Annotated in this window: 21 protein-coding genes; 2 read left to right on the forward strand and 19 right to left on the reverse strand. The window is 49.4% G+C overall.

The annotated features are described in order from the left end of the window. Positions 1 to 24: 24 nt before the first annotated feature. The 16 genes from ACGHCT_RS21345 to ACGHCT_RS21420 form a co-directional block, all read right to left on the reverse strand. Positions 25 to 696 carry a response regulator transcription factor gene (locus ACGHCT_RS21345; protein ID WP_154256835.1) on the reverse strand — a complete coding sequence of 224 codons (672 nt, stop codon included), beginning with the start codon at positions 694 to 696 and terminating at the stop codon, positions 25 to 27. Between the two features lie 231 nt (positions 697 to 927). Next, positions 928 to 1,692, reverse strand: coding sequence for an MBL fold metallo-hydrolase (locus ACGHCT_RS21350; protein WP_390437455.1), 765 nt, complete (start codon positions 1,690 to 1,692; stop codon positions 928 to 930). Positions 1,693 to 1,733: 41 nt separating this feature from the next. Beyond that, entirely contained in the window at positions 1,734 to 2,726 is a 993-nt protein-coding gene (locus ACGHCT_RS21355) for a lipoate--protein ligase (protein WP_390437456.1), read from the reverse strand. A gap of 48 nt (positions 2,727 to 2,774) precedes the next feature. Next, entirely contained in the window at positions 2,775 to 4,064 is a 1,290-nt protein-coding gene (locus tag ACGHCT_RS21360) for an NAD(P)H-dependent oxidoreductase (protein ID WP_226903244.1), read from the reverse strand. A gap of 27 nt (positions 4,065 to 4,091) precedes the next feature. Then, the gene (locus ACGHCT_RS21365) at positions 4,092 to 4,841 is read right to left on the reverse strand and encodes an ABC transporter ATP-binding protein (RefSeq protein WP_154256843.1); all 750 of its coding nucleotides are present in this window, start codon (positions 4,839 to 4,841) and stop codon (positions 4,092 to 4,094) included. Between the two features lie 26 nt (positions 4,842 to 4,867). Then, the gene (locus ACGHCT_RS21370) at positions 4,868 to 5,629 is read right to left on the reverse strand and encodes an ABC transporter ATP-binding protein (RefSeq protein WP_390437457.1); all 762 of its coding nucleotides are present in this window, start codon (positions 5,627 to 5,629) and stop codon (positions 4,868 to 4,870) included. Next, a complete protein-coding gene (locus ACGHCT_RS21375; RefSeq protein WP_154256848.1) occupies positions 5,611 to 6,390 on the reverse strand; it encodes an ABC transporter permease in 780 nt (259 codons plus the stop codon). The genes ACGHCT_RS21370 and ACGHCT_RS21375 overlap by 19 nt, the downstream gene beginning before the upstream one ends. Further along, positions 6,387 to 7,196 (reverse strand): ABC transporter permease, encoded by an 810-nt coding sequence (locus ACGHCT_RS21380; RefSeq protein WP_226903238.1) that lies wholly within the window; start codon positions 7,194 to 7,196, stop codon positions 6,387 to 6,389. Before ACGHCT_RS21380 ends, ACGHCT_RS21375 begins: the two co-directional genes overlap by 4 nt. 24 nt (positions 7,197 to 7,220) lie before the next feature. Continuing rightward, entirely contained in the window at positions 7,221 to 8,396 is a 1,176-nt protein-coding gene (locus tag ACGHCT_RS21385) for an ABC transporter substrate-binding protein (protein ID WP_390437459.1), read from the reverse strand. 38 nt (positions 8,397 to 8,434) lie between these two features. Further along, positions 8,435 to 9,229, reverse strand: a complete 795-nt coding sequence (locus ACGHCT_RS21390; protein WP_154256854.1) for a sulfite exporter TauE/SafE family protein — start codon at positions 9,227 to 9,229, stop codon at positions 8,435 to 8,437. Then, entirely contained in the window at positions 9,222 to 10,676 is a 1,455-nt protein-coding gene (locus ACGHCT_RS21395) for a lactate racemase domain-containing protein (RefSeq protein WP_256281196.1), read from the reverse strand. Before ACGHCT_RS21395 ends, ACGHCT_RS21390 begins: the two co-directional genes overlap by 8 nt. Next, positions 10,673 to 11,527: a triose-phosphate isomerase family protein gene (locus ACGHCT_RS21400; protein WP_154256858.1), complete on the reverse strand. Its 855-nt coding sequence runs from the start codon at positions 11,525 to 11,527 to the stop codon at positions 10,673 to 10,675. Before ACGHCT_RS21400 ends, ACGHCT_RS21395 begins: the two co-directional genes overlap by 4 nt. Before the next feature lie 3 nt (positions 11,528 to 11,530). After that, the gene (lpdA, locus tag ACGHCT_RS21405; protein ID WP_390437461.1) at positions 11,531 to 12,934 is read right to left on the reverse strand and encodes a dihydrolipoyl dehydrogenase; all 1,404 of its coding nucleotides are present in this window, start codon (positions 12,932 to 12,934) and stop codon (positions 11,531 to 11,533) included. 14 nt (positions 12,935 to 12,948) lie between these two features. Then, the gene (locus ACGHCT_RS21410) at positions 12,949 to 14,127 is read right to left on the reverse strand and encodes a dihydrolipoamide acetyltransferase family protein (protein WP_173015507.1); all 1,179 of its coding nucleotides are present in this window, start codon (positions 14,125 to 14,127) and stop codon (positions 12,949 to 12,951) included. A 13-nt stretch (positions 14,128 to 14,140) separates the two neighbouring features. Further along, positions 14,141 to 15,124 carry an alpha-ketoacid dehydrogenase subunit beta gene (locus ACGHCT_RS21415; RefSeq protein WP_173015508.1) on the reverse strand — a complete coding sequence of 328 codons (984 nt, stop codon included), beginning with the start codon at positions 15,122 to 15,124 and terminating at the stop codon, positions 14,141 to 14,143. A gap of 17 nt (positions 15,125 to 15,141) precedes the next feature. Continuing rightward, a complete protein-coding gene (locus tag ACGHCT_RS21420) occupies positions 15,142 to 16,197 on the reverse strand; it encodes a thiamine pyrophosphate-dependent dehydrogenase E1 component subunit alpha (protein WP_173015509.1) in 1,056 nt (351 codons plus the stop codon). A 287-nt stretch (positions 16,198 to 16,484) separates the two neighbouring features. Here ACGHCT_RS21420 and ACGHCT_RS21425 point away from each other — a divergent pair, with 287 nt between their 5' ends. After that, positions 16,485 to 17,564 carry a LacI family DNA-binding transcriptional regulator gene (locus ACGHCT_RS21425; RefSeq protein ID WP_154256864.1) on the forward strand — a complete coding sequence of 360 codons (1,080 nt, stop codon included), beginning with the start codon at positions 16,485 to 16,487 and terminating at the stop codon, positions 17,562 to 17,564. A 48-nt stretch (positions 17,565 to 17,612) separates the two neighbouring features. On the opposite strand, the gene ACGHCT_RS21430 is transcribed toward ACGHCT_RS21425, so the two are convergent. Genes ACGHCT_RS21430 through ACGHCT_RS21440 form a run of 3 tightly spaced genes read right to left on the reverse strand, consistent with a single transcriptional unit; the run spans position 17,613 to position 22,070 of the window. Next, on the reverse strand, positions 17,613 to 18,857 hold the full coding sequence (locus ACGHCT_RS21430; protein WP_154256866.1) for an iron-containing alcohol dehydrogenase: 1,245 nt from the start codon (positions 18,855 to 18,857) through the stop codon (positions 17,613 to 17,615). 15 nt (positions 18,858 to 18,872) lie between these two features. Then, on the reverse strand, positions 18,873 to 20,342 hold the full coding sequence (locus tag ACGHCT_RS21435) for an FAD-dependent oxidoreductase (RefSeq protein ID WP_154256868.1): 1,470 nt from the start codon (positions 20,340 to 20,342) through the stop codon (positions 18,873 to 18,875). Positions 20,343 to 20,357: 15 nt separating this feature from the next. Next, positions 20,358 to 22,070, reverse strand: coding sequence for an ABC transporter substrate-binding protein (locus ACGHCT_RS21440; RefSeq protein ID WP_154256869.1), 1,713 nt, complete (start codon positions 22,068 to 22,070; stop codon positions 20,358 to 20,360). 246 nt (positions 22,071 to 22,316) lie between these two features. On the opposite strand from ACGHCT_RS21440, the gene ACGHCT_RS21445 reads away from it, so the two are divergent. Next, complete coding sequence (locus ACGHCT_RS21445; RefSeq protein WP_154256870.1) at positions 22,317 to 23,015, forward strand: DUF554 domain-containing protein; 699 nt, start codon at positions 22,317 to 22,319, stop codon at positions 23,013 to 23,015. Positions 23,016 to 23,078: the final 63 nt, after the last annotated feature.

Genomic DNA, 23,078 nt, shown 5'->3' on the forward strand with positions numbered 1-23,078 from the left:
TTTGCTTCCTCTGCTTTCTGTACTTTATTGTTTTGCCCAGATATACCCTATGCCGTACACGGTTTTGATACATTCCGGTGCGCTGGGGGAATCCCCCAGCTTATTGCGCAGGCGGTTGACTGCAACCGTAAGGGCATGTTCATCCACAAACTCGGTTTCCCCCTGCCAGACGCTGTCAATCAGCCGGCTCCGGCTCACATTTTTTCCCTTATGCTCCACCAGACACCGGAGCAGCCGCTGTTCTGTTTTGCTCAGGTCGATCCCGCGGCTGCCCTTCATAAATTCCATTTTCTCAAAGTCAAAGCAGTACTCCCCGCATTTGAATACAGCACCCGTGTCTTTTCCTTCCCGCAGCTGCACTCCCACCCTGGCACGCAGGACCATGAGACTGAAGGGTTTTGTTATGTAATCATTTGCCCCGGATTCCAGTCCTGTCACGATATCCATTTCCATATTATTTGCTGTAAGCAATATAATAGGCGTCCTGTCAAAACGGCGGATCTCCGCCATTAAATCAATCCCGCTGCCGTCCGGCAGATTCACATCCAGAAGGATCAAGTCGGGACGCTGTTCCTTCCAAATCTCCCTTGCCTGCTGCAGGGTAAAGGCCTGCACGCAGCAATATTCACCCCGCAATGCAATATTTATCCCTTTATTAAGATTTTCATCATCTTCCACAATCAGAACCTGTTTCATATAACGCCTCTCACCTCAGCCTCACTTTTTTAACACATATTACTATCCGTATACATATACCCTATCATAAAAGAAGCTATTCTGCAAAACCATCCTTTTCCATTTATCTATTCTCTGCTGTTATGTTTCCTTATTCCGCCGTCCGGGAAGAGCCCATGAACCAGAAATAGCGCCTTATGTATTCTTTCTATACATAAGGCGCCGCAAAAATTTTCAAGAGACATTCTGACTCTAATCAACAACAAGATGTAAAGGATACCTCTCTTCTGCCTCCAGGCAGTATACAGGATACGGAAGCTCCTCTCCCATCTTCCGGCAGCTCTCCACAGTGCTTTTTATCCAGCCCTCCATATCCTCACCGGGAGAGGGAAAATGCACCAGAAATATCTGATCCGGCCGGCAAAACTGAAGCAGGCACTTTCTCGCCCCGGGCAGCCCCAGGGCGGGAAATGGGGCAATCAGAACACTCAGTTTCCTGCAGTACTCCCGCAAATGGCCGTACAGCCTGTGATCGGGCTTTGCATCCCCCAAAACAAACAGTTCCTGCCCCTGATACTGAAGCAGTACGCTGTAATGGCGTACGTCCCGGTAGACGTTGCCCATATGTTCTGTGGACAGCAGATATAGAGTCAGTGCACCGTATCTGCCCATAAAGTCCTGGTCAGACAGTCTTTCCTTTCTCAGAAAGCGGGAGGAACTAACACCGGCTTCTGCCAGTATGGAAAGGATATCATCCCCCGCCAAAACCAAGGCAGAGCTGTGGGTTTTCAGATAAGCAGAAACCTTTTGGGGATGGAAATGGTCCCTATGGCTATGGGTAACCACAAGAAGTCCTATCTCAGGACAGCCGGCATCACAGAGAAGCTTTTGTTCCAGTGTCTCCGGCAGTGGCTGATAGGGCTTGATCTCCTGACCGGTAAATACATCAATTCCAACCCACTGCCCTCCAAGTTTTAATATAACTCCTGCATTTCCAACGTGAAATAAATAATCCATTATCGACCTCTCTTTTGCCTTCCCCATCCGCAGTTACCTTTTTAGTTCTCTGCAGATGAAAGCCATGACACCACTTCCCTGATCCATTCCCTCTGCTGCCCTGAACTGCCGGCGCAGAGGATATCTTCCTCCGTCACATCACCCATATCAAGCCTTTTTCCTGTGGCCAAACGCTCAAACGCCTGGGGCAGACCGGTATCCAGGCAGTCGGAAAACATCTTAATCTCCTGAATGCGAAGGCCGGATCCCTTCATCCACAGATCTGCTCCCCCCCACGCAAAACGTCTGGTGCATCTTATCCCGCACTCCGGTGACTTTCCGTATCTCCATTCCCAGGCGGCGTACCATTCCTTTGTGCGGTTGATTTCTGATAACGGAAATTCCTGATCCCTTAATTTTTGAGCGCTCCCATATTCTTTGCAGAAGCTTTCTATTAATGTACCTTTCAATCCCTCAACGGTAAGCTCCGGGAGGATATCTCTCAGGTTGCATACCCGGGAGCGCACAGACGAAACCCCTTTTGCCCTGAGCTTTTGAAGGGATGGGGTCAGATAACGCTCCATGTTTTGCAAGTTCACATTCACCATTAAAGTACCGTGATGTACTCTGCAGCCACCGGTATTGGAAAATGCATTACCCGAGAATTTGCATCCATTTTCCGCCAGCAAATCATTTCTTCCCGAAAATTCAGTGCACAGGCCGTAGGTTTTTATGGCGTCCGTCACCACCTTCATCTGCCGTTCCAAATCATAGACCTCTGGATCTGCCAAAAATGTAAAACACAGATTCCCCAGATCCTGGTATACGGCGCCTCCTCCTGTTGTTCTTCTGGCCAGAAACCCTCCTTCTTCCTCCAGCAGCTTTGCCCTGCACTCCAGAAGTGCATTCTGGTTCTTGCCGATTACTACTGTTTTGTCATTCTGCCAAAGGTAGAGGATCACATCATTTTTCTGTATTCTGGTGCCCAGATACGTTTCCACGGCCAGATTGTACCACGGATTACAGGATTCTGTCTGATAATAGTAATGTCCCACACGCTCACTCCCTTCTGCAGCCGGGCGGGCTATGAGAACCCCATGCCTTTAATAAACGGCATCCTGGAGTTTTCTCAGTTCATAGATGTAAGAGTTCTCATCCATAGCAAGCATGTCATAGGTGATCACCTCACCCTTCTTTATATCTTTTTTTGCCACTGTATTCTTGTTGATCAGCCCGATGGGTACTGCATTCATCCTTTTGGCTGTATCGTATTCTTCAATCATACCATACACAGTGTATCCCCCGATGTAATCCAGGGGCTCTCCGGCCTTGAGATCCCGTTTTGCCAGGGTGATGACCTCACACACCGGTTTCCCCAGAGGCGCAATGGTAGCCATCTTGTCAATAGACGCCATGGCCACTGAAAGCGGCGTCTCAAGACTGCATAGATGGAAGGGACGGAACAATGTGTAATTGGGGCCGTCTCCCATTCTTAAATACCGCATTTCCCCGTTTACCTCGCTGTTCCCGTGGGCTATAATGGCAAACACGCCTGGTGCAACGCCATTTACATATTCCACCACCCCGTAGCGGTCCAGGATCCCGCCCTCTTCTTTTGACAAGAAGGTGCCGGCAAGGCCGTCTACGTCTGTGGATGGACCATGGGCGCCCCGGATATCGCAGGTCATACCTGTAGAGTTCGCCATGGCCGTCATCTCCACCATTGTCTTTGTTCCGTCTTTAAAGGAACAGAGCATCTTAGGGGCAAGCCCCAGGCTCTTTGCCTCCTTTGCAACGGTATCCGGCGTTGACTCCCTGTTTATCTTATGATTCTGTCCTTTTCCGATTACACGCACCTGGAAGCCCATTGCCTTTGCAAAATCATAATACTCTTTTACGGCGCCGGGCTCATCTCCTGCGGATCCAGTATACACGACACCCTTTTTGTCCGCAAGGATTTTCAGGTAGGATCCAATAGTAACGTCTGTCTCTACATTCAGCATTACGATATTTTTTCCATTCTCTATAGCCTCCACCGCCAGCCGCGCACCCACCTCCGGGACGCCGGTGGCATCTACCACCGTTGAAATCCCTTCCGCCTGTGCAACCAGCTTAAAGTCCTCCGTCACAACAAACTTGCCGTTTTTTAATGCCTCGTTTGCTTCCTTCAGATCATTGGTAACAATAAACTGTTCTCTGGTTAATCCTGCATTTTCATAGGCTGATACGGCATTCTCTAACCGGATATCCGAAATAATCGCAGGCCTCATGCCGGGCATGCCTGCCATCTGGTTGATCATTCCCCTTCCCTGGTTTCCTGCTCCCACTACGCCTGCATATACGGGATTCCCCTCTTCCTCCAGCTTCAATAACTTGTAATTCAGTCCAAACATATTACTTTTTCTCCTCTCTCTATCTGATTACCACCATTTAATCTGATCCGTTATGTGGGTACGCAGCTGAATAAATGCAGGATCCGTAAAGTCCCGGGGTCTCGGAAGATCCACTTCTATCTCCTCCTTAATCGTCGCCGGTTTATTGGTCAGAATCAGCACTTTTTCTGCCAGATACACAGCCTCTTCTATGTTGTGGGTAATAAATACAACTGTGCTTCCCGTTTCTTTCCAGAGCCGGATCACCTCATCCTCCAGATAATACCGGAGTTTTATATCCATCTGCCCGTAGGGCTCGTCCATAAGCAGCAAGTCCGGATTCATGACAAATGCCCGGCCTATGATAATGCGCTGCTCTGAACTCACCGACAGCTGGGAGGGGTATGCGTTTCTGAATTTGGTCAGTCCCAGCAGCTCCAGCATATTATCTACCCTCCGCTTAATTTCTTCCGGGGGCAGTTTCTTTATTTTCAGGCCAAAGGCCAGATTCTCTTCTACCGTCAGCCACTGAAATGCCGACGGCTCCTGAAATACAAAGGCCAGATTATGTTTTTTCGGATCCGCCGGTTCTCCGTCTATCAGGAGTTCTCCTGCCGTGGGCTCTATCAGCTTTGTCAGCAGATTCAGAAATGTTGTTTTGCCGCACCCGGTTGGCCCTACGACACAGACAAATTCCCCTTTTCTAATGTTAAAAGAAATATCATTGAGCACCAGGAGATCATCAAATTTTTTTGTCAGGTTTTTTACTTCCACCTTAACTTCACGGTTATTGCCCATCTCTAACACCTCTCGTCCTTCCATAGTTAAAGAGCCAGATCCGTATTCGCCGCAATCACCTGCCTGATATGCAGAAAATTGGGGTCTACGTTATTTCTGGGCCGGGGTAAATCTATCTCATATATTTCTTTTACGTGGGCAGGGCACTCGCTGAATAAGACGATGCGGTCTCCCAGATACGCCGCTTCTTCAATATTATTTGTCACAAAGATAATGGTACGCTTTTCCTGTTCCCAGATTCTTATAAGTTCGTCTTCCATGGCATACCTGGTCTGGGCGTCCAACGCCCCAAAAGGTTCGTCCATCAGCAGGATCTCCGGGTTATTGGTGTAGGCGCGGGCGATTCCCACCCGCTGCTTCATACCTCCGGAGAGCTGGCTGGGGTAAGAATTCTCGAATCCCGACAGACCTACCAGATCAATATATTTCTTCGCCCGCTCCCGCCTGGTCTTTTTGTCCTCCCCGGCCATTTTAGGACCCAGCTCCACATTCTGCATCACTGTCTTCCAGGACATGAGTCCTGTTTTCTGAAACACCATCCCCACGGCGCCGTGGGAACCCCGGACTTCTTTTTCATCCAGATAAAAACTGCCCGACGAGGGAGTCTCCAGCCCCGCTATCATATTCAGAAGTACCGTTTTGCCGCAGTGGCCGGGCCCCAGAAGTACTAGGAATTCCCTGTCCTGAACCTCCAGGGTCACCTCATGTACCGCCTCGAATTCGCCCTCCGGGGTATGGTATATCTTTGTCAGTTTGTCTAACCTTAACCTTATTTTTTTCTCAGCCATGGACAAATCATCCTTTCCACAAATGAAATAAATACTGCAAGCAGGGCACCTACAATGCCGATAGCGATCATTGCCACAAGGACCAGGGCAGTATCACCGCTGTCCATGCCCCTGGTAATCAGAAAGCCTACGCCTGATTTTGCCCCCAGCATCTCCGCTGCCAGTACAACCATCCATCCGGTACTGATAGAAGTCTTAATTCCCGCCAGAATGGTGGGCAGCGCCGATGGCACTGCAATTTCAAACAAAAGCTGCCTGGAATTGGCGTGAAATACTGTTCCCACATCCAGGTAGAGCTGTTCCACGCGCTCCATTCCTGACTGTGTATTTACAATGACCGGAACGATGGAACCAATTACTACAATTAATATTTTGGGTGTCTCGCCAATCCCAAACCATATAGTTATAAGAGGGATCCACGCCAGAGGGGGAATGGGACGCAGCATATTAAAGATGGAGCCAAAAACTGACTTGCCGGTCCTGCTCCAGCCGATTAGAATCCCGAATAAGATACCCGCTGACCAGGAAATTAATAAGGCGGTCATAACTCTGCGCAGGCTGGCCAGGATATGCCCGAAAAAGCTGAGTCTCATAATGGGCTTGTCAAAGGTATCCGCAAACCTGGACCAGGTCTCTGCCGGTGTGGGGATCAGATCCGGCCGATTCCCGGAAACGCCCATCCACAGGGCCAAAAGGCATGCAATGGAGACAGCCGGCAGAACAGCATACAGAATTTCTAAAAACAGATTTCTTTGCTTCATCGTGTTCTACCTCCCCATTTCACAATTTTCTTCTCCGCGAGTTCCAGCAGCGCTGTCATAATTGCCCCGATGATGCCAATCACAAGCATGCCCAGAACGATAATGTCCGGTCTGGCAAAGGCGCGCCCCATAAGGATCATGTAACCCAGTCCCGCACTGGAGGCAAGCATCTCGGCCGCCACCAGTGTAGACCATGAATTCCCCAGGGCTACCCGGATCCCGGCAAAGGTAATGGGAAGTGAGGAAGGAATTCCTACCTTTATAAAAATAGTAAAGTTGGAGGCTCCAAATGTTTTCGCCACATTGATGAGCACAGGACTGGTCTGCTTAATTCCCGTATAGGAATTAATCACACAGGGAATAAATGCTGAGAAAAATATAATAAACGCCTGTGCCTTCAGTCCGATTCCCAGCCACAGGATCGTTAAGGGGATCCAGGATATAGGGGGAATGGGACGTATGATTTCAAACAGAGGGGTGACAAAGCGATCCACCCACCTATACCACCCCATGAGCCAGCCCAGGGGAATACCCAGAATCAATGCGGTAAAAAGCCCCAAAAGAGACACCCGCAAACTGGAAAACACATTGACCTGGAGCGTATTGCCGTCCGGCGCTGTCTCCGCAATTTTTACAAAAAACAGCTTTATAATGTCTGTGGGCGCCGCCAGATACTTTGAATTGATAATGCCGCTTACTACCAGCAGCTGCCAGATGACAAAAAAACCGGCAATTCCCAGCACTGACAGCAAAGCGTACTTTGTACTGCCCACCGCGAATTTATTTTTCTTTGTTTTTTTATTCATTCTCATTTCCTCTATGATTATGGGTTAATAATTCCATCTTCCGGCCTCTGTCATTTCCTTGTGAACCTCTTGGGCAATGCTTGGATCAAACATATTGTTATCCAGCACGAATTCCCGGTCTTTCTCTGTATACTTTCCGGTGTCAATAAAAAAGTCCAGGGTAACCAGCAAATCGGACTCCGCTTTGGTAACTGCCCGCTTTGTGTAAGGCGCATACTCTACGGTAGTGTCCAGCTGCTCCATTACATCCTCCAGCGTCGGGCTGTTTCTTCTTTCGCAGATATATTTTGAGGTTTCCTCGTCACATGCTATCCCTTCAATCTCACAGGTTTCCAGATAGTACGCTTCTGCCTCTTCCATATTGTCAGCAATCCACTCGCTGGCTCTGTAATACACTTCATAAAACTTTTTAACAGCATCCCTTTTATTTTCCAGGGCATCTGCCGTTGCGCAGATACCGCATTCGATTAAATCACCTGTAATATCCAGACCGCTGACCTTTTTATATCCTGCCTTTTCTGCTTCCAGGGCCACAGAAAGGGACAGGCACACACCATCCCCCTCACCTGCCTTAAAGGCGGTGAAACCTGTGCTGTTATCCATATTTACCATTGTGATATCCTTATCTGTCAGACCCAGAAGGGACAGGGTGGAATTCAGCACAATATTTGTGGTGGTGCCCACAGGCAGAAGCCATTCCGTTCCCGCCCATTCTTCTGCAGTGCCGTATAACTCCTCTGCCCCCTCTACCTTCCCTTTTCCGGCTTTATAGATAGGAGAGTCTTCCCGGGTATACAGATTCAGAACCGCGTCATATTCACAGTTGCCGATGCAGTAAACATCATATCCCAGCATGCCCACCAAAACTCCGGGGCTGCCTGTGGTAGCGATATCCCAGCTCTCGTTGGCCTCCATCATAGCAGGACCGCTGGTAAAAGAGGAATACTCCAGGTCAATATTCAGTTCATCAAACCAGCCCTTTTCATCTGCAATATAAATTGGGAGAGAGTGCATAACCCCGGAGAAGTATGCAATATCCAGCGTCTGCCTTTCCTCCAGGGGCTGTATATCCCAGGTTGTTTTGGAGTCCTTCCCTGCCGTTGTTTTCGTCTCCTCCTTGGAGGAAGACCCCTCACCGCATCCTGCCATACCTCCCATCGCCAATGACATTACCAATGTAAACGCCAGCACCTTTTTCATAGTTTTTTCTCCTTTCTATGTTTGCTTTTTTCAGTAGTTTACATATATTGCACAAAATTATAGACACAAATTAGTATAATTATCAGCATGACTGCAATAAAAAGCTTATTCACTATATGTGAATTAATTCTGCTGTTCAGCCTTCTTCCCGCTGCTCCCCCTAAAATTCCAAATATCACCATCCCCAGCAGAAGTGCCGGACGGACAGCCGGCAGATTCCCTTTCACTGCTGTGAAGATCACGCTGCTGGCCTGGGATATGAGTATAATATATAAGGAATTCTGAACAGCCACTTTCGTCTCCATGGAGAAGCAAAAGTAAAGAAGGACCAAATTGATGGGGCCCCCTCCTATCCCTAAAAAGGAGGACATAATCCCAAGTATAATTCCTATACATGCACAGATACTCTTGCCGGTGATCTGCTTTGTGTGAATCTTATGTTTCTGCAGTGTATAACACAGTGTCCCTATGGTAAGGACAAACAGGGCCGCGGACTGAACAGCGCCGATCCGACCCGAATCAGAAAACCAGCGGTTCAGTACTTCGAAGAGGCATTTTCCCAGACAGCCTCCTGCGGCTGCCCCTATCCCCAGAAACGTGCTGACTTTATAGTCAATACGGGAGTCTCCCTTCACATGGACGCTCACTACGGAATAGCATGTCATGGACAGTACGGTACACCCTGATAAAAAGCTGACCGTGCCCGCGTCCATGAGCTGAAAAGAATCCAGCACGGGTTTTATAATTACTCCGCCTCCGATGCCGCAGACAGATCCAAGGACGGAAGCCAGAAAACTGATTAGATAAATTATGAGCAGCGATGAATCATACATTTTGCAGATCATCATCTTTCATACACAGATGGACAGCTCCCAGCTTAAACGTCTTGGGAAGTGCCAGTATCTTCGGATCTTCCCCCACATACTTCTTTTTCGCATCTGCCAGAGCTTCCTCAAAGGTTGCTCTTGTCTTAAGTCCCATGCCTCTGGCAATTCCCGGTTCCTGGGCTCCTACAATATAGATTGCCGAGGTATTTTCCTCTGCGATATGCCCGCAGCTCATCATGCTGAATCCATGGAAGGGATGGAACGCATTGGCAAAACGGTACTTCCGGATATACTCTTCCTTTGTGGCAAAGTACTCTCCATAGCGGTTCATGTCCGGCAGAATATTCATATAGTCATGCTGAAACATCTCATATAATTCCCTTAGATACGGCCACCTTTCATCGTGGAAGTAGCCGTTGCAGACAGAGGAACAGATAATTACACACCGGTCGCTCATAATACGTTTATGCCGGATTACCTGGGCAGACAATGCCTGCATCATCTGAATGGGATTGGTGCCCATACCGTTTCCGTAGTGGAAGTCCTGGGGCATACCGAAGACCAGAACATCATATTTCTGCTCGGCAAAGGGTACATAGGTTCTGATATTTGCCGTCTTCCAGCTTTGCCTCTGCATCTCGGCAGCGTAGCCGGAATTAATCTCTATCTGCCTGGAATAGGTGTCCAATACCGCGTCACAGCAGAAAAATGGATGTCCCATCTTTTCCTCCATATGCCTGCCAATCTCGTCAAATTTCGTCCGCATCAGGGAATGTCCGGAGACCGGCGTAAAGTCCGGACGGTGCATTACCTGGGGTACATGGTGGGACGCAATACTTTTCCAGTGGGTAATGCCTGTGGAGCAGTGCTTATACCCCCCTGAATATCCCCCGTAGGGATTTCCCTGGGTATGACCGATAAGGATAGGGATATCACACTCGTATACATACCGGTTCATAATAACCGGATCCCCCCGACTGGTAGTCCCCAGATCCACCAGGTGTTCATAGTCCTCCGAATCGTGACTGGTAATCTGATTGGTATGATAGAATTCATCAAACAGCTCTTTCCCAAGGATCTGTTTCATCTCCGGCACCGTAGTTCTGGGGTGCAGTCCGTTGGAAAACAGAAGAAGAATGTCTTTCTTTTCAACCCCTGCAGCATATAGCTCTTCCAGCATTACCTTAATGGCAACTTTTCTGTGGGAAGTGGCCTGGCAGCCGCCTTTCACAATATCGGGTATTACAAAAACAACCTTGCTCCCTTTATGGGCCAGCTTCCCAAGAGGCTCCATTCCAATGGGGCTGCGCACAGACTCCCTTGTGCGTTCATAAATTTCAGCTTCCGGAATGTGGGGGGGATCAGGAACGGTCTCCCCTGGAATAAATACATCTGCTGTATCCGGCAGATCGGCTGTCATCGTGCCATGCCCATACTCAAACTCAACGTTCATTCGCCCTCTCCTCCCTGTTCTCCTAAATATAAGTGTACAATTTCCAGGTATTCCTCCGGATAGAACCCAATATTTTCTGAAAAATGGGTCAGGGCAATCAATCCCCCGTCAATCTCCTCAATAGATGCCAGCATCTTTGCGTTGTCTGCCTTTAGGCCTCCGCCGTATACCACATCCATGCCGCCCGTTTTTTCTTTGATGAATCGTGCAATCTCCGTTATGTATTCTTTACCGGCCGGAGTCTTCCCGGGGCCGATAGACCATATGGGTTCATATCCGATGACAACTCCCTCTTTGTCCACGCCCTTCAACCCTGTCTCCAGCTGTTCTCCCAGCACCTCTTTCCACCGTTCCTGCTCCTTTGCCGATTCACCGATGCAGTACAAAACCTTTAAGCCCGCTGCCTGGGCACACAAAATTTCTTCGTTCAGCAGACCGTTTACCGCTATGGGATCCCATATCCCGGCCTTTTTCAGCACCCCCTTTTTGTCATTTCGTTCCTCACAGTGTCCGATTAAAGTGGCGCCGCATCCCATAGCCTTCACTACTGATGCAGTACGGTTAGTAGTAAATGCACCAAAATTCCCTCCTACGGCGGCATCCTCTCTGTAGACGCCCTGGCTTCCTATCATTACCGGGCTGTCCTTTTCCAGAGCCTCCACTGCATTCATAAGATGTGCCTCCGGAAAGAAATGGATAAACTCTACCTCCTCCTTTCTGTATTTTTTAAGTCCTTCCTGGGTGTTTTTTATAATATAAGAAGCCCATTCCGGCAGCTCTGCAAGACTGTTAACACCCCCGTATTCCTTAGTAATGTCGAATCTTTTCAGGTTCAAAAAAATATGCTTCATGCTCTACCCCCTTGTCTTTTTGTTGCCCGTATGTATGGCGCGGTTCTGCGCCGCCAAAGCTGCCTCCCGCACACATTCACTCAGCGTTGGATGGGCATGAATGGTGTCAATAAGCTCATCTGCAGTAGCTTCCAGTTTTATGGCCAGGGCTGCCTCGGCGATCAGCTCCGTTGCCTGCGCCCCGTAGATGTGTACTCCCAGCAGCTCTCCGTATAGCTCCCCCGTCAGTACTTTTACCATCCCGGTGTCCTGCCGGTAAATTAAAGCTCTGCCGTTGGCTGCCATGGGAAATACTCCGGCCCGGTAAGATATGTCTTTTTCCCGCAGCTGCTCCTCCGTAAATCCCACACCCGCCAGTTCAGGAAAAGAGTACACTCCCCCCGGACATATACTTCCGTCAAAGCTGCGGGACCCTCCCATACAGTTTTCAGCCGCGATCATGCCCTGTTCTGACGCCGCGTGGGCAAGCATCAGCTGTCCGTTGCAGTCTCCCACGGCATAGATATGCTTTGCGCTGGTTCTCATAAAGGAGTCTGTCAGGATCCTTCTTTCAGCCCTGACACCTGCTTTCTCCAGATTCAGCCCTTCCAGGCTGGCCTTTCTTCCTATGCACAAGAGTATCTTTTCCGCTTCCAGGGTTATCTGTGTATTCTCCTGTTCCACACAGCAGGCGGCCATGTCACCTTTTTTCTCAAACTTGCAGACTTTTGCTCCAGTCATAATGCGCATGCCCCTGTGTTCCATGTCTGCCTTCAGCTTTTCCGACAATGTCCTGTCCATGTTAGGCAAAATATTCCCTGCCATTTCCACAATTGTAATTTTGGTGCCGAACTCGTGATATGCGGTTGCCAGTTCAACACCGATCACACCGCCCCCTACTATGAGCATACTGTCGGGTACCTTTTCCAGAGAGAGGGCCGCCGTACTGTCAATGCAGATGTCTCCCCCGGCTCCCGGGATGGGCGGCACCAGAGGCTCAGCACCTGTTGCAAGAATAAAGAAATCACTGGAAACCCTTTGTTTTTGGCCGTCTGCCATGTTGACGCACACCGTATGGGGATCCAGAAAGCCCGCCGAACCGTACAATACTCTTATTCTGTTGGATCGCATTAACCCCTCAACCCCCGAGACCAGTCTGTCAATTACACTTTTTCTCCGTTCCTGAACCATATCCCAGTCCAGATGCGGCGAGGCCACAACGCCGATTCCGGCGGACGCTCCCGCCTCGTGGTATACATGGGCGCTGTCCAGCAGCGCTTTGGTGGGGATACAGCCTATATTCAGGCAGGTGCCCCCCATCCGTCTCTTTTCAATCAGGGTTACTTCCGCCCCCAGCTGCGCTGCCCGGATGGCAGCCACATAGCCTCCCGGACCTCCTCCTATCACTGTTACTGTTTTCTTATCCATCTCTTCTCCCTCCGCTAGGCCAGCATCATCACCGGATCGTCCAGCAAATCCTTGATCGCTTTCAGCAATTTTGCCGCAGCTGCGCCGTCAAATACCGTGTGATCGAATGACAGGGAAATCTGCATACAGGTTCTGACACATATTTCATGTTCCACCACTGCCGCTGTCTCTTTCATACAGCCCACCCCGAGAATCAGGCATTCCGGGGAATTAATAATGGGGTCAAAGGACTCAATCCCAAACATCCCCACGTTGGAAACGGAAAAGGTTCCCCCGCTCATATCCTCCCCGGATAACCGTCCGTTTCTGGCCTTCTCTGTCAAGGTCCCGAATTCACCTGCCAGTTCAAAGATTCCTTTTTTATCCGCGTTTTTAAGCACCGGGACAAGGAGTCCGTCAGGGGTATCCACAGCAACACCGATATTAATATCCTTCTTTATGCAGAATCCTCCCTCCTGCGTAATACAATTCATGTGGGGATATGCCCCCAAAGCAGCTGCACATGCCTTGACGATAATTTCGTTGTACGACACTCTGGTCTGCTTTTTTAACTTTTCCCGAAAGGCAATTAAGTTTTCACAGTCAACGGTGGTTACCAGGGTCACCCGCGGTTTGTGATTTGCGCTTTCCAGCATATGTCTCGCAATTGCTTTTCTCCTGGGAGTAAAAGGCACAAAGACAGATGCGTCCCGGGAAACAGGCGCCTCATACCTGAGAACATCCGCTTTCACAATTCTTTTTCCTTCCTCTTTCGGAGAAAGCTCCTCTATGGGAATCCCTAAATCTTCCGCCATCTTCTTTGCCAGAGGCGAGATACGCACCTTCCCTCTTTTTCTCTCCTGTCCGGCAGCCTTTCCTCCCGGCTTCCTCTCAGGGACGTCCGCCGTATCAGGTTCCGGCTTAGGATCTGCACTTGCTTTGTTCTGATCTGCCCTCTCCTGCGTATACTCCTCTCCCTCCTCCAGCAGGATCGCAATTTTCTCCTGACAGGGGACGGTATCTCCCGGCTGCGCCAGGAGCTTGTACACGATTCCTGCATCCGTGGCAAAGATATCCTGAACAGCCTTGTCTGTCTCTGCCCGCAGCACAATCTGTTCCTTTTCGACCTTATCCCCGGGTTTTATGAGCCATTCGTCGATCACTCCCTCTTCCATATTCATTCCAATTTTAGGCAAAACTAAGTATTTCGGCATAGAGTCTCCCTCCTCAATCATTGGATAAGCTTTTATGAACCGCACTTATAACATCTGAAACATCCGGCAATACGGCAGATTCCAGAACCGCATTATAGGGAATCGGAATATTCAGGGCCCCCACCCGAAGGGGAGGGGCATCCAGAAGATCAAAGGCTCTCTCATTGATCTCGGCCACGATATCACTTCCCATTCCCCCCCGTTTACAGGCTTCATGGACCACAATGACCCTGCCTGTTTTTTCAATGGAAGCAATCACCGTATCGTAATCCAGAGGCAGGAGTGTCCGCAGATCGATTACCTCGCAGGAAATTCCTTCCTGTTCCAGCTTTTCGGCTGCCTGGAGACAGGTTTTTACCATACTGGAATAGGTCACCAGGGTAACATCCCGTCCCTCCCGGGAAACAGCAGCCTTTCCTATCTCCACCAGGTAATCCTCTTCGTCCGGGACCTCTCCCTTCACCGCATAGGTTCGTTTGTTCTCAAAAAACATAACCGGATTATTGTCTCTTATGGCTGCCTTAAGCAGTCCCTTACAATCAGCAGGTGTATAGGGCGCTACAATTTTCAGTCCCGGCACATGGTTGAACCAGGACTCCAGGGACTGACTGTGCTGTGCAGCCTGCCCTCCCCCGGCCCCTATAGGAACCCGTATGACCAGAGGCATTTCCACGTTTCCCCCAAACATGTACCGCATTTTTGCCGCCATATTGACGATCTGATCCATGGCAAGGGTAACCCAGTCGCAAAACATAATTTCCACAACAGGACGCATGCCCGTGGCAGCAGCTCCCACACCCATACCGGTGAACCCAGGCTCGGATATGGGGGTGTCGATTACACGCTCCAGTCCAAACCTGTCTGCCAGACCCATGGTTACGCCAAAAGGATTTCCTTTCACGCCGTCATCACACCCCATAATGAATACACTGCTGTCCCGCTCCATCTCCTCGGCAAATGCCTCGTTTAAAGCTTCTCTCACTGTTTTTATGCTCATAACACTTCTCCCTCTTTTCAGATAATGATCTCACCGTCTGCATAGATATCCTCGTAGAGTGTCTCCAGAGACGGCTCATGGCATTGGGTATCCGCATATGCAATGGCCTCTTGAATTTCAGCTGCCGCCCGTTTTTGTATATCCTCCAGTTCCTTCCCGGGGACTCCTGCGCCCTCCAGGAATTCCCGGGTCCTCGTCACCGGTTCTATCTCGTACAGTACTGCTATTCTCTCAAGGTCCTTTTCGTCTCTGTAGTTCTGGTCATCCCCCACATGGTGGCCCAGCATCCTCATATAGCGGGCCTCAATCAGGGTGGGGCCTTCCCCTGCCCTTGCTCTGGCTGCTGCGTCCCTGACGGCTTTATACACTTCAAATACATTAAATCCGTCAATCTGTATCCCTGGCATCCCAAAGCCCTCTGCCCTCTTATAGGCGTCGTGCTCCTTTGTCACCCTCCAGTAGTCCGTCCCTATGGCCCACTGGTTATACTCGCATAGAAATACTACCGGCAGGTTCCAGGCTGCCGCCATGTTCAGAGTTTCCGAAAAAGGGCCCTGGTTGCAGGCTCCGTCCCCGAAAAAGCTGAGTGATACTTTCCCATTCTTCTGAAGCTTTGCCGAGAGAGCAGCCCCTGCAGCAGGGGCAATGCCGCTGCCTACAATCCCCGTTGCTCCCAGGATTCCGCTTTCCACATCAGCAATATGCATGGAGCCTCCCTTCCCCTTGTTGTAGCCCTCCGCCTTTCCGAACAGTTCTGCGAACATCCTTCCCGGAGAAGCTCCCCTGGCAAGAGCATGCCCGTGTCCTCTGTGGGTACTGGTGATGTAATCCCCCTTTTCCAGGGCATAGCAGGCCCCCACAGCGATTGCCTCCCCGTAATAATACGCATGGCACATACCCCTGATCTTATCTGCCCTCCATAAATCCCGCACCTTTAACTCAAATTCCCGTATTTGACAGATCCTGTAGAACATTTCTTTTGCCTCAGCCAGGGTCAAGTCCTCCGGCAGCTCCCTCATAGGTGTATAACTGGGGATAATTGATTTGATTTGTTCTGCTTTTTCATTCTCCATTTCTGATTCCTCCATAACTCCTTGGCAGACTATATAACAAAAGCTTTAACTTATCTGTATCATACCACAAATTATTTGCTTACTTCTACGCAATATTTTTGGATTTTATCCATATTTATAACAAATATGCGGCATCTTTTTTGTTTATTTTGTTATATCTGCCTTTTTGGCCAGTAATCCAGCAATATCTCTCAATATTATTAGAATATTTTTCCATTAGTTATATTGCACATTCCAATTTTTTTGTGTATACTTTGAGTTAATAGAATAGATTAGGAGGTTGAATTATGCGAGTTACGCTTTACGAGATTGCCCAGGCCACTGGGGTATCTGTCTCTACTGTCTCCCGGGTGCTTAACAATGACAAAAGCAAACCGGCCAGCAAAGCAACCACAGAGCGCATCATAAAGGCAGCCTACGATCTGGGATACTATACACGCACCCCGGAGACTGAGACATACATTCCAGAACCGGCGCACAGGAATCTCACCTGCTTTCTGGCGTCTGCCAGCGATACCTACAATGATTACTTTTTCTCCCAGCTTCTGCTGGGCATCCAGGAGGAGTCCGGACGGATGGGCTATTCCATTACACACACCCTCTCCACTTCCACGGAAAGTGCGGAATCGATCTGCAAAAGAATCTCCGACACCTCACCGGACGGCGTTATTCTGATGGGACGTGTAAGCAAAAAAATAATGAATTTTCTTAATACCCTAACTCTGAATATGGTGTATACCGGGCTGAATAAGCTGGATGTCAGCATTGACCAGGTAATCTGCGACGGCTACGGGGCCATTGTAGATTCCGTGAATTATTTGGTAAAATGTGGGTTTACAAAGATTGGATTTATAGGGACGATTCCCTCAGAGAAATCGGACATCTTAAATGAGCATCGTTTCCGCGCTTTTTCAGACGCTGTAAAACTCAATGATTTGAAGTTAGATATGAATCTGTGCAAAAATATTCAGCTTGGCACAGAACAGGCCTATAATGCTGTTATAGAATTGCTGAGAAGCGGAGAGATCCCAGAGGCTTTCTGCTGCGCCAATGATATGGTGGCCATCGGGGTAATCAGCGCGCTGACGGATTATCAGTACCGTGTACCGGAGGATGTATCTGTCATTGGTCTGGATGATATAGAGATGGCTAAATTTATGAAGCCCAGACTCACTACGTTTAATATGCAGAACCGGGAATTGGGAAAATTTGCTGTGAAGATTCTGGACGACAGAATCAACGGCCTTCACTCCGTACCCGCGGTCATACAGCTACCAAGCACATTGATGGTGCGTGACAGCTGTACTCCCAATCCCAGAAAACATTCGGCATCCGTAGAACTCCCCAAGGCAGAGCACAAAGGCTGACGCTTAAAAGCTCTGCGTCAGCCTTTGTATTAATCTACGGTTTTCATATCAGCAAAATTCATACGGTATCTCACCCGTGGTAACTTTGGAATAGTAATCAATCCGCTCAATTATATGTGCAAATTCTTTCATCCTTGTTACCCTGGGATAATTGCAGTCAGGATTTTTTGTCTTATCCTTATTGTTAAAGATGGGGTGCCGGAGCATCTTCTCCAATACCTCTTCCCCGCTGTATCCCCACGCCTCAAAACTTTTATCCGATGCCAGGTGGAGATCCCGGTTCAGCTGTATTACCCAGTCAATGAGCATCTTCACCTGGAAATCACCCTCTGACACATTTTGTTTGGCCAGAGCGTTATATGCCTTCCGGTACTTTTCCTTACACCCCAGGCCGTTCCATTCAATCACAGCAGGAAGCGCCATAGCGCAGGCATCTCCGTGGGGCATGTGGAAGGGCTCCTCTCCCATAGGATGGGTAATCACGTGATCCTGGCCGATGCTGGCAATTCCCAGAGAAAATCCCGCATACATACAGGCCAGACTCATTTTATCCGCGTATTCATCCACAGCCGGGTTTGCTGCAAAGGGGCGGATACAGTCGCCGATGAGTTCCAGTGAGTGAAGAGAAAAGAGCTCAGTAAAGTCGTTGGCACTCATACTTGTGTAGGATTCCAGTGCGTGTGTGAGGGCATCCACCGCTGTGGCAGCCGCAATGTGGAAGGGAAGCCCCGCCAGCAGATCCGGATCCAGAACCGCGTAGGAGGGCAGTATGGAATCGTGGGAAGGCACCAGTTTGAATCCATTCTCGTCACAGATTACTGCGTTGCGGCACACGTCGCTTCCGGTACCTGCAGTAGAAGGTACTGCAATCATTGGATAAGTCTTATGTTTCAGCGGTACCTGGGGCGGGATTCCAATAAAATCCATGACTTTTTTGCCGGAATCCCCAACGATGGCCACGCCTTTGGCGGTATCCATGGTGCTGCCGCCCCCTACTGCAATCATTACCTGGGCCCCGAACTCCCGGAATGCCGGGACAGCCTCCCCGTCAATGGTTGCCGCTTCCGGATTAGGGCGCACATTATCAAAGATGAAGTAGGAAATCCCTGCCTCTTTTAACATTTTTTCAAAGGGATCTATCACACCAGCCTTGTAAAGCCCCGGATCCGCGATGAGCATCACACGATCCCATCCCTCTGTTTCCAAAATATTTGGAATCATCTGTATGCACCCTGATCCCTGATAGATCCGCTGCATAATTCCGAACTGTAAGTATTTCTTTGTTCTTGCCATATGAAACCTCCCTGTTTAGTGTGTACCGTCCAAAATTGCTCCCTGCTCTTTTAAGATTTTCTGGAGTTCGCTTACATCACCCTCAAGCTCTCTGGGTGAAACACCTTTTTTGCTGCAAAGAGCTCCTGCCACGCCTGCCGCCTGGCCTGTGATCATGGTCTGATGCAGATACCTGAGATATGCATCCCGGTCTGTGGATACATGTTTCCCCGCCACCAGAAGGTTCTCTGCTTTCTGCGGAACCAGACATCTGTAAGGAATATCATAGGATCCCCCGTCCTTCGGGCAGACCTTTTCTACCTGGGCAATGGTATTCTTGTCAACTGTGTGATGGGCCCCCGCCTTGAAGTGGCTCTTGCCGATAACATCCCCAAACTCCCTGCCCTCTGCAACGTCGTCCCTCGTCAGCCTGTAGTCCCCCATAATTCTTCTGCCTTCCCGCAGCCGCATCTCGGGACACATCCTGGTAAGGTATGCATTCTTAAATCCGGGAATATATTTGCGGAAGAACCTGATGGCTATTGCATTCTGTCTTCTGCACTCAATCTCGCCTTTTGTCAGATCCCAGGCATCGTCTGTGAGGACAAAGGGGACCTGAGAGGAATGCTGCATATGGGCCTGCAGGTGCCCGCCCTCTCTTGGAGTGATGAAAAAGCCTACGCCGCTGAATTCATGCCATTCGCCTGTCTCCAGTCCCATCTTGTGAAAGTCAATAAATCCCATCATCTCACCGAACATTGCAGGATCATTGCAGGTTTTATAGAACTCCAGGGCTTTCTGATGGGCCTCCTCTTTTCTCTCATCAGACCAGTGGGGAAGCGTATGCTCAAACCATACCAGCTGCTCCGGATTCTGATGAATCCAGTTCATCAGTTCTTCCCAGTCCACACCATCCATTGTAAAGGAAATGGTATGGGGCTGTACAGTATTTCTGTCCACATATTCGTAGGGAGCGCCGGCTCTCACTGCTATATCTCCCTCACCTGTACAGTCAATGACAATCTTGCCCTCAATTACAACCGTTCCGTTGGTATTCTCCACAACAATTCCCGTTACCTTTTCTTCTTCCTTTGTCACGTCAACCACAAGACTGTGCAGTAAAAGTTCCACACCAGCCTCCTCCATCATCTGGAAAATAGTGATAGAGAACCAGTCCGGATCCACATAAGAGAAGGTATACCCTGCCTCCAGGCGGTGTTCCGGCTTCAGATGGGGAAGGGCATGCCCCTCCTTCAGCATTCGGCTGTGAATCTCCTCGATGATTCCCCCCGCGTCCTGCTCACCCAGAGGATTGAACAGATGGGCAAAGGCAAATCCCGGAGGGCCTGAGAAGCAGAGCTGGCCCCCCAGGGATCCTACCCGCTCTACCAGAAGAGTGGATGCGCCTGCTCTGGCTGCGGCAATGGCTGCAGCCACCCCTGAGGTTCCGCCCCCGCATACAATTACATCATACTTTTTGTCATAAACGATTTGATCTCGTGCCATAGAAATTCCCCCTGTCTATTTTTTGAATTCTTCAATTGATTTTGCTATCGTTCCATCCGGAAGTGCAACCGGCTCCACAATCCCTTCGCTGTGCAGCGCCCAGGGAAGAATGACTCCGGAGTGACCCCCTCTCCCCCCGATTACCACGACTTCCACATCTTTGGGAGTCCTGGTCACCGGCATCGGATGGCGGTTGGCAAAGCTGGCCGGCCGCACGGGAACCAGTCCCCGGTTTCTAACCATAGGAACCTCATGGTATACATACGTGTGGATATGTTCCTGGATCATTTCCTTTGTGTATCCGCTCTTTTTCAGCATCATCCCGTGGTCAGGAGTAAGGCATACTACCAGCGGGCCTGGCATATAAGCATTGTTGGAACCCAGAGTGGTACAGCAGTGGGTTATGGTATCCAGGAGATCATGGCCGTCCAGGCTGAGGAAATCTATAATATCGTGAATAGGCTCCGCCTTCAGCACATATACGGTTGTAGTCTCACTGTCAAAATGATCCTCGTTAATCATATTCCACTGTGCCAAATCCGGCTCCTCTGCAAAGCAGTAGGTAAACTCAGCCTGGGAAGCGATACAGTCGAGATCGCAGATACCCGGAACAGAGCGGAAAATATTCATAATAACCAAATTCACCGCCCGGCCGATGGTGGCATTGGCCGGATACCCCGGTCCCTGGCAGCCCTGCCGGCCGGAAATACCCAGCTCCCGGGCTATAGGTCCTGACACAATCACCATGTTTCCGCCGGGATGGGAGGTTGTTACAGACTGGTTCAGGTTATACAGAGGACTATTTAATGCCTTGAATACAGCAATCAGCACCGGCATGGCATTAGGCTTGCATCCCGCCATAACAGCGGCTATGGCTACATCCTTTACGGTCACCTCCTTGCCGCTGGGTCCGCTGGCGCTGCACAACACCATATCTTCCGGGAAGGGGCAGTATTCCATCATCCTCTCATATCTGGCCTTTGTGGGGGGAATGATGGGGAGACCGTCGCTGATATGTTCCTGGTTAAAGAAGTCATTGATTTCTTCCAGATAAGCCCCTGGTTCCAGCAGCTTTTCTTCTTCTACCGAAAGGTTCTCTGACAGGGGAAGAAGTCCGTCCTCTCTCGGGGGAATCTTATCCATCTTGAAATCGATGCGCGCCAGTTCCTCCAGCTCTTTTCCGTTTGTTGTAAGGGAACGGATAATATAATCCCATTTTTTATCTACTTCAGCCTCAATCTCCTCTACAGTACTGGCCTGATAGATATCTACCGAACACAGGCAGAGATGACCGGCCCTGTAGACGCCCACGCCTTCGGTGATCCCGGTTCCGGGAGGTGCTGTCATATATACGGTGGGAATTCCCAGCTCCTCCAGAGCAATGGATAACACGGTTGTAGATGAGGAGGTCCCCATATCCCCAAATGCCACAATTGCCGCAGAAGGTTTTTCTTTCGCCAGCATCTGCGCGTATTCCTTCAGTTTGCCCGCGTCCTTTCCTCTCACGGTCTCCGTATACTCCACAAAGTTTTCAATTCCCAGTTCTCTCAGATGTTCCTTGATGCGGTCAAATACGGTGTAGTAATTGCAGAATCCCAATTTTGTATTATTATAAAACAGGATTTTTCCTGTCTTTAATTCTTCCAGGGATACTCTTGTTGCCAGTGTAATCTTTCTCCTCTCTTGATACCCCCTGGGATCGAGAATCGAATGGAACTGTAATGCCATAAATACCTCTCCTTTCCTGAAGCTTGATTTGTTATTGTCTTTTCGTTGCTAACATTGTTGCAGTTTTTTCAGATATTTTCAACAGTTCCAGACCATGTGTCAATTAATTCATTTTGCCAAAAACTTGACACCTTTTTTTGCCTGTCATTTTTTTGTCATACCCTGAAAATGCCAAAGCTCCTGTTTCTATTCTCCCGGCAGAGAAAATCCGTTAAGATATAACAAAAAGAAGGGAGGATACACGTTATGCCCACTGGTGTATTAGTAAATGGAATCTGCGTTGTGATAGGAGGAATCTTTGGGGGGCTTTTTGGCAAGAAGCTGCCAAAGTATATTGTAAATACGCTGCCTAATATTTTTGGCATCTCAGCAATGAGCATGGGGATTAGCCTGATTGTGCACGTTTCGTCTCTGTCTGCCGTGATACTTGCCCTCATCGTAGGAACCCTAATTGGGGAGACGCTTCATCTGGAGACCAGGATCAGCAGCGGGCTCCACCGCATCCTGTGCAGGAACCAGCAAAGCGACCGGCAGGCGGAGTTCATGTCTGTTATGATTAGCATGATAGTTTTATTCGGCTTCAGCGGCACAGGGGTATTCGGCGCTCTCAATTCTGGCTTCTCCGGGGACCATACCATATTATTTGCCAAGTCAATCCTTGACTTTTTTACGGCTATTATCTTCGGCGCCACACTGGGGTATGCCATCTGTATTACGGCAGTTCCCCAAACCACTCTGGGGCTTATCCTGTTTTTCTGCTCATCCTCGCTGCTCCCTCTGCTGACAGACCCCATGATCGCTGATTTTAAGGCCTGCGGGGGAATGATAACCTTTGCGGTAGGGCTGAAGATGACCAAAATCAAACACTATAATGTGCTGAATCTGGTACCCGCCCTGATTCTGGTTATGCCGTTCTCTTACCTGTGGGGGCTTCTGCCCTTTTGATGGGAAGCCCTGGGTGCAAAAAGGAGAAAAGGCCAGGATATGTCTCTCCTGCCTTTTCTCCTT

This window comes from Lactonifactor longoviformis, from assembly GCF_042848515.1.
Taxonomy (GTDB): Bacteria; Bacillota; Clostridia; order Lachnospirales; family Lachnospiraceae; genus Lactonifactor; species Lactonifactor longoviformis.